The organism is Streptomyces sp. NPDC059897 (assembly GCF_042730865.1).
In the GTDB taxonomy this organism is placed as follows: domain Bacteria; phylum Actinomycetota; class Actinomycetes; order Streptomycetales; family Streptomycetaceae; genus Streptomyces.
In genome coordinates this window covers 211,124-222,768 of record NZ_JBHWKQ010000003.1, presented here as the reverse complement: position 1 = coordinate 222,768, position 11,645 = coordinate 211,124, and the positions used below count along the sequence as shown (strand labels likewise).

10 protein-coding genes and 1 tRNA gene are annotated in these 11,645 nt (G+C 66.8%); 1 reads left to right on the top strand and 10 read right to left on the bottom strand.

Annotated elements, in window-relative coordinates:
• Positions 1 to 36 precede the first annotated feature (36 nt).
• The 10 genes from rpoB to ACFV9W_RS05450 form a co-directional block, all read right to left on the bottom strand.
• Complete coding sequence (rpoB, locus tag ACFV9W_RS05495; RefSeq protein WP_385755862.1) at positions 37 to 3,522, bottom strand: DNA-directed RNA polymerase subunit beta; 3,486 nt, start codon at positions 3,520 to 3,522, stop codon at positions 37 to 39.
• A gap of 584 nt (positions 3,523 to 4,106) precedes the next feature.
• Positions 4,107 to 4,496 (bottom strand): 50S ribosomal protein L7/L12, encoded by a 390-nt coding sequence (rplL, locus tag ACFV9W_RS05490; RefSeq protein ID WP_385755860.1) that lies wholly within the window; start codon positions 4,494 to 4,496, stop codon positions 4,107 to 4,109.
• 144 nt (positions 4,497 to 4,640) lie between these two features.
• Complete coding sequence (gene rplJ, locus ACFV9W_RS05485) at positions 4,641 to 5,171, bottom strand: 50S ribosomal protein L10 (RefSeq protein ID WP_385755858.1); 531 nt, start codon at positions 5,169 to 5,171, stop codon at positions 4,641 to 4,643.
• A 264-nt stretch (positions 5,172 to 5,435) separates the two neighbouring features.
• Complete coding sequence (locus ACFV9W_RS05480) at positions 5,436 to 6,386, bottom strand: hypothetical protein (protein ID WP_385755857.1); 951 nt, start codon at positions 6,384 to 6,386, stop codon at positions 5,436 to 5,438.
• A gap of 83 nt (positions 6,387 to 6,469) precedes the next feature.
• The gene (locus ACFV9W_RS05475; protein WP_385755855.1) at positions 6,470 to 7,159 is read right to left on the bottom strand and encodes a hypothetical protein; all 690 of its coding nucleotides are present in this window, start codon (positions 7,157 to 7,159) and stop codon (positions 6,470 to 6,472) included.
• Positions 7,160 to 7,291: 132 nt separating this feature from the next.
• The gene (gene rplA / locus ACFV9W_RS05470; RefSeq protein WP_385755853.1) at positions 7,292 to 8,023 is read right to left on the bottom strand and encodes a 50S ribosomal protein L1; all 732 of its coding nucleotides are present in this window, start codon (positions 8,021 to 8,023) and stop codon (positions 7,292 to 7,294) included.
• 77 nt (positions 8,024 to 8,100) lie between these two features.
• Positions 8,101 to 8,535, bottom strand: a complete 435-nt coding sequence (rplK, locus tag ACFV9W_RS05465) for a 50S ribosomal protein L11 (RefSeq protein WP_040252631.1) — start codon at positions 8,533 to 8,535, stop codon at positions 8,101 to 8,103.
• Positions 8,536 to 8,728: 193 nt separating this feature from the next.
• Positions 8,729 to 9,604, bottom strand: coding sequence for a transcription termination/antitermination protein NusG (gene nusG, locus ACFV9W_RS05460; protein ID WP_385755851.1), 876 nt, complete (start codon positions 9,602 to 9,604; stop codon positions 8,729 to 8,731).
• Between the two features lie 78 nt (positions 9,605 to 9,682).
• Entirely contained in the window at positions 9,683 to 9,961 is a 279-nt protein-coding gene (secE, locus tag ACFV9W_RS05455; RefSeq protein WP_385755849.1) for a preprotein translocase subunit SecE, read from the bottom strand.
• A 107-nt stretch (positions 9,962 to 10,068) separates the two neighbouring features.
• A tRNA-Trp gene (locus ACFV9W_RS05450) sits at positions 10,069 to 10,141 on the bottom strand.
• Positions 10,142 to 10,354: 213 nt separating this feature from the next.
• Between ACFV9W_RS05450 and ACFV9W_RS05445 the strand changes: the two genes are divergently transcribed.
• A complete protein-coding gene (locus ACFV9W_RS05445; protein ID WP_385755847.1) occupies positions 10,355 to 11,602 on the top strand; it encodes a pyridoxal phosphate-dependent aminotransferase in 1,248 nt (415 codons plus the stop codon).
• The last annotated feature ends 43 nt before the right edge of the window (positions 11,603 to 11,645 follow it).

Sequence of the window (11,645 nt, the reverse complement as noted above, 5' to 3'; positions counted from 1 at the left end):
CTCGGTGAGGAGAGGGCCCCTGGCCGACGACTCCCGTCAGACCTCTTCGACGCTGCTCGGCTCGCGCCGGGACAGGTCGATGCCGAGCTCCTCCGCTGCGCGGAAGACGTCCTCGTCGGTGTCGCGCATCTCGATGGACATGCCGTCCGAGGACAGCACCTCCACGTTGAGGCACAGGGACTGCATTTCCTTGATGAGCACCTTGAAGGACTCGGGAATGCCGGGCTCGGGGATGTTCTCGCCCTTGACGATGGCCTCGTAGACCTTCACGCGGCCGGTGACGTCGTCGGACTTGATCGTCAGCAGCTCCTGGAGGGCGTAGGCGGCGCCGTATGCCTCGAGCGCCCACACCTCCATCTCACCGAAGCGCTGGCCACCGAACTGAGCCTTACCACCCAGCGGCTGCTGGGTGATCATCGAGTACGGACCGGTCGAACGCGCGTGCAGCTTGTCGTCGACCAGGTGGTGCAGCTTGAGGATGTACATGTACCCGACCGAGATCGGGTCCGGGAACGGCTCACCGGAGCGGCCGTCGAACAGCCGCGCCTTGCCGGACGGGAGGACCATGCGGTCGCCGTCGCGGTTCGGCCGGGCGTTCTCGAGCAGGCCCGCGAGCTCGTCCTCACGCGCACCGTCGAAGACCGGGGTCGCGACGTTCGTACGCGGCTCGACCTGGTCGGCGCCGATCGACTGCAGGCTCTTGGCCCACTGGTCGCTCAGACCGGAGACGTCCCAGCCCTGGCTGGCGAGCCAGCCGAGGTGGATCTCCAGAACCTGTCCCGGGTTCATTCGGGACGGCACACCCAGCGGGTTGAGGATGATGTCGACCGGGGTGCCGTCCTCCAGGAACGGCATGTCCTCGATCGGGTTGATCTTCGAGATGACGCCCTTGTTGCCGTGACGGCCGGCGAGCTTGTCACCATCGGTGATCTTGCGCTTCTGGGCCACGTAGACACGGACCAGCTGGTTCACGCCCGGCGGCAGCTCGTCGCCCTCTTCGCGGTCGAAGACGCGGACGCCGATGACCTTGCCGATCTCACCGTGCGGCACCTTCAGCGAGGTGTCGCGCACCTCGCGCGCCTTCTCACCGAAGATCGCGCGGAGCAGGCGCTCCTCCGGCGTCAGCTCGGTCTCACCCTTGGGCGTGACCTTGCCGACGAGGATGTCGCCGGCGACGACCTCGGCACCGATCCGGATGATGCCGCGCTCGTCGAGGTCGGCGAGGACCTCCTCGGAGACGTTCGGGATGTCCCGGGTGATCTCCTCCGGGCCGAGCTTGGTGTCACGGGCGTCGACCTCGTGCTCCTCGATGTGGATCGAGGAGAGGACGTCGTCCTGCACGAGGCGCTGCGACAGGATGATCGCGTCCTCGTAGTTGTGACCCTCCCACGGCATGAACGCCACGAGCAGGTTCTTGCCGAGGGCCATCTCGCCCTCTTCGGTCGCGGGACCGTCGGCCAGGACCTGGCCGGTGATGATCCGCGCGCCCTCGTCCACGACGACCTTCTGGTTGACAGAGGTGCCCTGGTTCGAGCGGGAGAACTTGTGCAGGCGGTACGTGCTGTACGTGCCGTCGTCGTTGGCGGTGGTGATGTAGTCCGCGGAGACCTCCTGGACCACACCGTCCTTGTCGGCCTTGAGCACGTCGCCGGCGTCGGTGGCGCAGCGGTACTCCATGCCGGTGCCGACGAGCGGCGCCTCGGACTTAATCAGCGGCACGGCCTGACGCATCATGTTCGCGCCCATGAGGGCACGGTTGGCGTCGTCGTGCTCGAGGAACGGGATCATCGCGGTCGCGACCGACACCATCTGGCGCGGCGAGACGTCCATGTAGTCGACGTCGTCACCGGGGACGTAGTCGACCTCTCCGCCACGGCGGCGGACCAGGACGCGGGCCTCGGCGAACTGGAGCTCGTCCGTCAGCGGCGCGTTGGCCTGCGCGATGACGAAGCGGTCCTCCTCGTCGGCCGTCAGGTAGTCGACGTCGTCGGTGACGACGCCCTCGACGACCTTGCGGTACGGCGTCTCGATGAAGCCGAAGGGGTTGATCCGGCCGTACGAGGCGAGCGAGCCGATGAGACCAATGTTGGGACCTTCAGGGGTCTCAATCGGGCACATGCGGCCGTAGTGCGAGGGGTGCACGTCTCGGACCTCGAAGCCCGCCCGCTCACGGGACAGACCACCCGGGCCGAGGGCGTTCAGACGACGCTTGTGCGTCAGCCCCGACAGCGGGTTGTTCTGGTCCATGAACTGGGACAGCTGCGAGGTACCGAAGAACTCCTTGATCGACGCCACGACCGGGCGAATGTTGATCAGGGTCTGCGGCGTGATCGCCTCGACGTCCTGGGTCGTCATGCGCTCGCGCACGACGCGCTCCATACGGGCGAGACCCGTACGGACCTGGTTCTGGATCAGCTCGCCGACGTTACGGATACGACGGTTGCCGAAGTGGTCGATGTCGTCGGTCTCGACGACGATCTCCCGGCCCGACTCGCCCACCGTCTCCGTCTCGCCCGCGTGCAGCTTCACGAGGTACTTGATGGAGGCGATGATGTCGTCGGTCGTGAGCACGCCGGCGTCCAGCGGCTCCTCGGCACCGAGCTTCTTGTTCACCTTGTAGCGGCCGACCTTCGCGAGGTCGTAGCGCTTCGGGTTGAAGTAGAGGTTCTCGAGCAGCGTCTGCGCGGCCTCACGCGTGGGCGGCTCGCCCGGACGCAGCTTGCGGTAGATGTCGAGCAGCGCGTCGTCCTGGCCCTGGGTGTGGTCCTTCTCCAGGGTGGCGCGCATGGACTCGTACTCGCCGAACTCCTCGAGGATCTGCTCGGTCGTCCAACCGAGAGCCTTCAGGAGAACGGTGACGGACTGCTTGCGCTTGCGGTCGATGCGCACACCGACCATGTCGCGCTTGTCGATCTCCATCTCCAGCCAGGCACCCCGGGACGGGATGATCTTGGCGGAGAAGATGTCCTTGTCGGACGTCTTGTCGATGGAGGAGTCGAAGTAGACACCCGGCGAGCGGACCAGCTGGGAGACAACGACACGCTCGGTGCCGTTGATGACGAAGGTGCCCTTGTTGGTCATGAGCGGGAAGTCGCCCATGAAGACCGTCTGGGACTTGATCTCGCCGGTCTCGTTGTTGGTGAATTCGGCGGTGACGAAGAGCGGAGCCGCGTACGTGAAGTCGCGCTCCTTGCACTCGTCGATGGAGTTCTTCGGCGGTTCGAAGCGGTGGTCGCGGAAGGTCAGGGACATCGACCCGGAGAAGTCCTCGATCGGGGAGATCTCCTCGAAGATCTCCTCCAGACCGGACTTCGTGGGGACGTCGTGACCCGACTCCAGAGCCTCCTCGACCCGACTCTGCCAAGCGGTGTTGCCGAGCAGCCAGTCAAAGCTCTCGGTCTGCAGCGCGAGCAGGTTCGGAACCTCGAGAGGCTCCTTGATCTTTGCAAAGGAGATGCGCAGCGGGGCGGTGCTGGCGCCGTTGTTCGTATTCGCGATCGAGGCGTTGCGCGAGGCGGCCAAGAGGGGGTCCTTCCGAGGGCTCGGACTCACTACGCGCGTACCGGTCCCAAGCCATACACGGGACAGAGCCCCTGATCTGGCATATGGCCAGGTCAGAGCCGGTTCAATCCACGGTGCTGAGGCGAGGGCATGCCCCTGGTGACGGGCAGGGAGCAGCTAACAGGCAGCGCAAAGGGACAGTGTAGCCAGAAGGCCCACTGATGTCCAGTGCGGGTTTTTTGAGACCCTCGTTGTTCTCAACCGTTCACCGTCTGCGGCGTTCCCTGTGCGCTGAGCGCACATCCTTACTGCCCTCTTCGCCGTCGATCCATGCCTCGGATCCGGATCGTTGTGACGACGCGTCCTGAGAATTGCGCGCTGCGTGCTGTTCGTCAAGGCCCCCTCTTGGCCGAACAGGGGTGGCGCCAGGCACAACGAAGATCACCATACTCTGCACGCCCGACAGCGCAAGGCACCCTCGGCCAGCGATCCGGACAACGCCGAAGGGCGACCACCCAACTGGGTGATCGCCCTTCGGTACCTCGGCGTTACAGCTCCCGGGGGAGCAGTTTCACCGGAGAGGATTCGACAGAGTCGAAGAGGTCTTACTTGACCTCGACGGCCGCGCCGGCGCCCTCGAGCTGCTCCTTGGCCTTCTCGGCAGCGTCCTTGGCGACCTTCTCGAGGACCGGCTTCGGGGTGCCGTCGACGAGGTCCTTGGCCTCCTTGAGGCCCAGGGAGGTGAGCTCGCGCACGACCTTGATGACCTGGATCTTCTTGTCGCCGGCGCCGGTGAGGATGACGTCGAACTCGTCCTGCTCCTCGGCGGCCTCGGCGGCGGCGCCACCAGCGGCACCACCGGCGACGACGACCGGGGCGGCAGCCGCGGCCTCGACGTCGAACTTGTCCTCGAAGGCCTTCACGAACTCGGAGAGCTCGATGAGGGTCATCTCCTCGAACTGCGCAAGCAGCTCGTCCTGGGTGAGCTTCGCCATGATGGCGGTCCTTCCACTAAATCGGCAGGTGCCGGATGTACTGGGTGAGGCGGGCGTATGCCTTTCGGCATTACGTCGTAGACGTGCGGCCCGCTGCGATCCCTGCCGCCGTCTCAGACGGCGGGGATCAAAAAGCGAGCCGAGTTACTCGGCACCGCCCTGCTCGTCCTGCTTGGCACGGAGCGCGTCCACGGTGCGGACGAGCTTCGTCGGCAGCGCGTTGAAGACGGAGGCAGCCTGCGACTGCTTCGCCTTGAAGGCACCGGCCAGCTTGGACAGCAGAACCTCGCGGGACTCGAGGTCCGCAAGCTTCTTGATCTCGTCGGCGGACAGCGCCTTGCCGTCAAGGACACCGCCCTTGATGACGAGGTTCGGGTTGTCCTTGGCGAAGTCACGAAGACCCTTCGCCGACTCCACCGGGTCACCGGTGACGAAGGCAACCGCCGTCGGACCGTTGAACAGGTCGTCGAGCGTGTTGATCCCGGCCTCGTTGGCCGCGATCTTGGTCAGCGTGTTCTTCACCACGGCGTACTCGGAGTTCTCACCGAGCGAACGGCGCAGCTGCTTGAGCTGGGCCACGGTGAGACCCCGGTACTCGGTCAGCACGGCGGCGCTCGAGCTGCGGAACTTGTCCGTGAGCTCGGCTACGGCGGCAGCCTTGTCGGGCGTCGGCATAGAGCGTCAGCCTCCTTCCGGGTGATGAGGACCGCTCGCAAGGAGGCTGGGAAAACGAAACGCCCCGGCGCAGGCGCACGGGGCGTGAGCTCGACCGGATCCCCGAGGGGTTCCAGGAGCACTTCCACAGTCACCTGCGCGGGTCGTCCGCAGTTTCAGCGGATCCTTCGGCCACCGAACTCTCTTGCGAGTGGACGGCAACGACCAGCGGTCTTTGGCTTCTGTGGAAGGTTACGTGAAGGAGAGCGTGTCGAGCAAATCCGCTCAGACGCCGCTGTCAATACCGGAGGAACCGGCGCTGCTCCCGGCGCCGGAGGCCCCGCCGAGCTCCTTGAGCATCTGCATCATGTCGAAGGTCTGGCTGGCGGGCGGCACATCGGCCTTCACCGCGGCGCCGTAGTCCGAGAACTTCTCCGACATCTGGATGGCGCCCTGCGAGCTGTCCATCGTGACGTCGAGCTTGACCGGCAGATCGTCCTTGTTGATCCACAGCTCGGTGTCGTACGTCTTGATGCCGGCCTTCTTGACGTTCTTGAGCAGCTGGTCGCGGTCGGACTTGCTGAGGACCTTCAGCGAGTCGTTCTTCGCCAGCATCTCGTCGACCGTCAGCTTGCCCTTGTAGTGCTCCGTCTCGGTGCCGTCCACCGTGGCCGAGCCGAGGTGCTTCAGGTTCGGCGAGTCCAGGAGGACGGCGATCTGCTGGGCCGGGTCCTGGTTCATGCTGTCCAGGCTGCCGGTCATCTGGCGCGCCATCTTCTCGTCGCCGGACTTCTTCGCCATGGCGGCGAGGTCCATCTTCATCCAGCGCTTGCCGTCCATGGTCTTGGCGGCATTGGCGCCCATGTCCATGTACATCACGTTGTCCTGCATGAGCATGCGGATGCTCTTGGGCGCGTCGGGACCGCCGGCCGAGAACGCGGAGCCCGACATCGTCATGTCCATGACGCTCGGGTCCCAGCCCATGGTGCCGGACATCTTCATGTCGCCACCGCCCTGGGCGGCCGTCGGCATCTTCATGGTCATGTCGACCTTGGCGGACTTGGCCGCGGAGGTCTTCTCGTACGCGGCCGTGACGGCCTGCGCGACCGACTGGGAGCCCGACCCGGAGGCCTTCTTCCCGCCCTTGTCGTCCCCGCCACCACAGGCGGCGACGGCCGAACACAGCAGCGCGGTGGCAGCGGCGGCGCCGACCACTCGTCGTACGGAAACAGTCATCTTGAATCCCACCCCTTGGTGCATCTTGATCTGCCCGCACGATAGCGGACGCCTCTGACAGCCCGCCCACAGCTTTGTCCGGCTCATCCGGCGCCCGTGACCTCCGCGAAGTCGACGGTGTCGCGTGCTGCCGGGCGTTCCGCCGCGGCCGGGGCGCCGTAGCCGCGGTAGTGGACGGTCACCGTGAAGTCGCCCACGTGCTGGGTGCGCCGCACCAGACGCTGCCGGGCATCGAGCCATACGTCGATGTGCCCGCGGCCCGCACTCCCCCGGTAATGGGTGGCCCGTGTCCCGCGCACGGTCTGGCGCCCCACCCTGTGGACGTCCTCGGCCCCGATGAGCGCCTTGAGCGAGTCGGCCGGGGTGAGGTCGCCGCGGGTGTCGTACGGGCGGCGGATCCAGTGGCGGCCGCCCTGGAGCTCGGCGAACCGGTCGCTCATGCGGGTGTACTGGGCGTCCGGGAGGAACCGCGTCTGCGACGGGTCACCGCCCAACGCGCGCGTGGAGGCGGCCAGTTCACCGCCGGTGACCCGCACGGTCAGGGTGCCCTCGACACCGTCCGCCCAGCTGAGCGCGCCCGTGCTGCGCGAGGTCAGCCGCTTGCCGGTGGTCATCGTGGCGTCGACGCGCGCCGAGCCCGCCGCGAGAACCTGCTGCCTGGCGGTGCGCAGCGCCTCGCGCGCCTCGCCGGCCCCGTGCTCCGGTGTCCCCCCGCAGGCGGCCAGCAGGACCCCCACGGCGGCCAGCGTCACCACGCGCGCGTACTTCGGCATCCGCTCCCGCTCCCCCGGTCGGTCACCGTGAAGCTAGCGCAGCCACGACCGCGTGCGGACCGGAAAAGCGGAACGGGCCCCGCACCTCGAAAGGTGCGGGGCCCGTAGCGACTACAGCGAGCCTGGAAGGGCTCAGACCGCGGCCGGGTCCTCCTCGACGAGGAGGTTCCGGGTGCGGTTGGAGTCGAGCTGAATGCCGGGGCCCATCGTGGTGCTGATGGCGGCCTTCTTGATGTAGCGACCCTTGGCGGCGGACGGCTTCAGACGGAGGATCTCCTCCAGGGCCGCGCCGTAGTTCTCCACCAGCTTGGCGTCGTCGAAGGACACCTTGCCGATGATGAAGTGCAGGTTCGCGTGCTTGTCGACGCGGAACTCGATCTTGCCGCCCTTGATCTCGGTCACGGCCTTGGCCACGTCCGGGGTCACGGTGCCGGTCTTCGGGTTCGGCATGAGGCCACGCGGACCGAGCACGCGGCCGAGGCGACCGACCTTGCCCATGAGGTCCGGGGTGGCGACAACGGCGTCGAACTCGTTCAGCCGGTCGCCCTTGGCGATCTCGGCGATGAGCTCGTCGGAGCCGACGATGTCGGCGCCCGCGGCTTCCGCGGCCGCAGCACGGTCACCGGTCGCGAAGACCAGGACCCGGGCGGTCTTGCCGGTGCCGTGCGGCAGGTTCACGGTGCCACGGACCATCTGGTCGGCCTTGCGCGGGTCAACGCCCAGGCGGAAGGCGACCTCGACGGTGCCGTCGAACTTCGACGTGGAGGTCTCCTTGGCGAGACGGACGGCCTCGAGCGGGGCGTAGAGCTTGGCCCCGTCGACCTTGGCGTCCGCAGCGCGGAGAGACTTGCTGCGCTTGCTCACTTGCTTCTCCTGAGTTCTAGAGGAGTCGTGGTGCGGGCCGAGCAGGCCCTGCCACGGATGGATCTGCGAGGTGGAGGTCAGCCCTCGACCGTGACGCCCATGGAACGGGCGGTGCCGGCGATGATCTTGGACGCGGCGTCCAGGTCATTGGCGTTGAGGTCGGGCATCTTGGTGGTGGCGATCTCGCGGACCTGCGCCTCGGTGATCTTGGCGACCTTGGTCTTGTGCGGCTCGCCGGAGCCCTTCTCGACACCAGCGGCCTTGAGGATCATCTTCGCGGCCGGCGGGGTCTTGGTGATGAAGGTGAAGGAACGGTCTTCGTAGACCGTGATCTCCACCGGGATGACCCAACCGCGCTGCGACTCGGTCGCGGCGTTGTAGGCCTTGCAGAACTCCATGATGTTCACGCCGTGCTGGCCCAGCGCGGGGCCGACAGGCGGGGCCGGGTTGGCGGCGCCGGCCTGGATCTGGAGCTTGATGAGCCCCGTGACCTTCTTCTTCTTGGGAGGCATGTGCTCTCTCTCCGGGTCTTAGTGAGAGTGTTCAGCCACCATCCTCATGAATGATCGTTGGGATCATCCGGATGGAGGCATACCGCACAACGATAACGGGTATCCATGTGCGGCTAAAAACCGAGCAGGTCAGACAGGCTTTGCAGCCCGTCTGACCTGTTCGGAAGCGTGTGCCCAGAAGGCGCCGGAAGGGCTAGTTCTTCTGGATCTGGTCGAAGCTCAGCTCGACCGGGGTCTCGCGACCGAAGATCTCGACGAGGCCCTTGACCTTCTTCGAGTCGGCGTTGATCTCGTTGATCGTCGCCTGCAGCGTCGCGAACGGGCCGTCGGTGACGGTGACCGAGTCGCCGACCTCGAAGTCCAGGACCTCGACGGTGACCTTGCGGGCCGGAGCCGGCTTGCCCTCGGCCTCGGCGGCCTCCTTGGCGGCCTTCTCCTCGGCCTCCGGGGCGAGCATCTTGACGATCTCGTCCAGGGTCAGCGGGTACGGGTCGTAGGCGTTGCCCACGAAGCCGGTGACGCCGGGCGTGTTGCGGACGACGCCCCAGGACTCGTTCGTCAGGTCCATGCGGACGAGCACGTAACCGGGCAGCTTGTTCTGCCGGACGTTCTTGCGCTCGCCGTTCTTGATCTGGACGATCTCTTCCTCGGGGACTTCAGCCTGGTAGATGAATTCCTCGACGTTGAGCGAGACGGCGCGCTGCTCCAGGTTCGCCTTCACGCGCTTCTCGTAGCCCGCGTAGGTGTGGATGACGTACCAGTCACCGGGCAGGAACCGCAGCTCGTCGCGGAGCGCGGCGATCGGGTCGACCGGCTCCTCCTCGACGGCCTCGACCGCCTCGGCGGCTTCCTCGGCCTCGGCCGGGGCGTCCTCCGCCTGGGCCTCATCGGCCTCGGCGTCGGCGTCCACCACGGTCTCGACCGCGGCTTCCTCGGCGGGCTCGCCGGCGGCGATGTCGGCAGCCTCGGCCTGGTCCGGGTCCTCGGCGTCCGCCGCCTCGACGATGTCGAGCTCGTCCTCAGCGGACTCGACCGGCTCGATCGCCTCGTTCAGGTTCGGGTCAGACACTGTGGCTGCTTCTTCCTGGATACATAGGGGTGGAACGCGCGAAAGGGGCGCCGGACACGGCGCCCTCCGCTTTTCGGCTCAGCCGAATACGTACTTGACAAGGTGGTTGAAGCCATAGTCAATCACGGTGACAAGACCGATCATGATGACGACGAACACAATCACCACTGTGGTGTACGTCGAGAGCTGACTGCGAGACGGCCAGACGACCTTGCGGAGCTCCGCGACGATCTGGCGGTAGAAGAGCGCGAGACGGCCGAAGGGGCCCTTCTTGCCGCGCTTTCCGCCCTTGCGGGCCTTCTTGGACTCCAGCGCCTCGGCATCAGGCTTGTCGATGGAGCCCACGGCGTCCGTCACTCGTCCTCACCTGATTCCGGGTCGTGGCCGTGCCGCGCCCGGTGGAGCCGCACGGCGGTGCAATGCAGTACGTACATGCGCACACATCCTGGCGAAGGAGTGTGTAGCAGGGCCGGAGGGACTTGAACCCCCAACCGCTGGTTTTGGAGACCAGTGCTCTACCAATTGAGCTACGACCCTTTGTCTCCCCCAACGTACCGCATCCGCCCGGACGCACGGAGTGCGGTCGGAAGGCGCGGCCGTTGAAGGCCAACGAGCAGTGAGTGTACGTGTTCCTGAGCCCTCCGTCGAACGAGCAACATCCGCAAGTGGATCAAGAAGTGGATCAAGAGCGGTTTCTCGCTCTTCGAAACCCGTGTGCCCGGCGGCTTTCCGGTCTGGAACGATGGGGCCATGAGCGCTGCAACTCCTTCTCCGTCCGCAGGTTCCTCTCCCACCGAGCGCCGGGTGTCGGCCCGGGTCGGCTCGATCTCCGAGTCCGCGACCCTCGCCGTCGACGCCAAGGCCAAGGCCCTCAAGGCCGCCGGGCGCCCGGTGATCGGCTTCGGCGCCGGTGAGCCCGACTTCCCGACGCCGGACTACGTGGTCGAGGCGGCCATCGAGGCCTGCAAGAACCCGAAGTTCCACCGCTACACCCCGGCCGGCGGTCTGCCCGAGCTGAAGGCCGCGATCGCCGCGAAGACGCTGCGCGACTCCGGCTACGAGGTCGACGCCTCGCAGATCCTGGTGACGAACGGCGGCAAGCAGGCCATCTACGAGGCGTTCGCCGCGATCCTCGACCCGGGCGACGAAGTCATCGTCCCGGCCCCGTACTGGACCACGTACCCGGAGTCGATCCGCCTCGCGGGCGGCGTGCCGGTGGAGGTCGTCGCCGACGAGACGACCGGTTACCGCGTCTCCGTGGAGCAGCTGGAGGCCGCGCGCACCGAGCGCACCAAGGTCGTGCTGTTCGTGTCGCCCTCGAACCCGACGGGCGCCGTGTACAGCGAGGCCGACGCGGAGGCCATCGGCCGCTGGGCCGTGGAGCACGGCCTGTGGGTGATGACGGACGAGATCTACGAGCACCTCGTCTACGGGGACGCGAAGTTCACGTCGCTGCCGGCGCTGCTCCCGGAGCTGCGCGACAAGTGCATCGTGGTCAACGGTGTGGCGAAGACGTACGCGATGACCGGCTGGCGCGTCGGGTGGATCATCGGCCCGAAGGACGTCGTGAAGGCCGCGACGAACCTGCAGTCGCACGCCACGTCGAACGTCTCCAACGTGGCGCAGGCGGCCGCGCTCGCCGCCGTGTCCGGGGACCTGACGGCCGTGGAGAAGATGCGCGAGGCCTTCGACCGGCGCCGTAAGACGATCGTGCGGATGCTCAACGAGATCGACGGCTTCGTGTGCCCGGAGCCCGAGGGCGCGTTCTACGCGTACCCGTCGGTGAAGGGCCTGCTCGGCAAGGAGATCCGCGGCAAGCGCCCGCAGAGCTCCGTCGAGCTCGCCGCGCTCATCCTGGAGGAGGCCGAGGTCGCGGTGGTGCCGGGCGAGGCCTTCGGTACGCCGGGCTACCTGCGCCTTTCGTACGCGCTCGGTGACGAGGACCTCGTCGAGGGCGTCTCCCGCATCCAGAAGCTGCTCGCCGAGGCGCGCGACTGAGCTTCCTGAATGTCTCGCGAGCGGGCCGCCTCCTTAAGGACTG

What these genes read in the sequence shown, in the direction of transcription:
- rplL (WP_385755860.1), bottom strand. Translation starts at nt 4,496, where the DNA reads ATGGCGAAGCTCACCCAGGACGAGCTGCTTGCGCAGTTCGAGGAGATG.
- rplJ (WP_385755858.1), bottom strand. Translation starts at nt 5,171, where the DNA reads ATGCCGACGCCCGACAAGGCTGCCGCCGTAGCCGAGCTCACGGACAAG.
- ACFV9W_RS05480 (WP_385755857.1), bottom strand. Translation starts at nt 6,386, where the DNA reads ATGACTGTTTCCGTACGACGAGTGGTCGGCGCCGCCGCTGCCACCGCG.
- ACFV9W_RS05475 (WP_385755855.1), bottom strand. Translation starts at nt 7,159, where the DNA reads ATGCCGAAGTACGCGCGCGTGGTGACGCTGGCCGCCGTGGGGGTCCTG.
- rplK (WP_040252631.1), bottom strand. Translation starts at nt 8,535, where the DNA reads ATGCCTCCCAAGAAGAAGAAGGTCACGGGGCTCATCAAGCTCCAGATC.
- ACFV9W_RS05445 (WP_385755847.1), top strand. Translation starts at nt 10,355, where the DNA reads ATGAGCGCTGCAACTCCTTCTCCGTCCGCAGGTTCCTCTCCCACCGAG.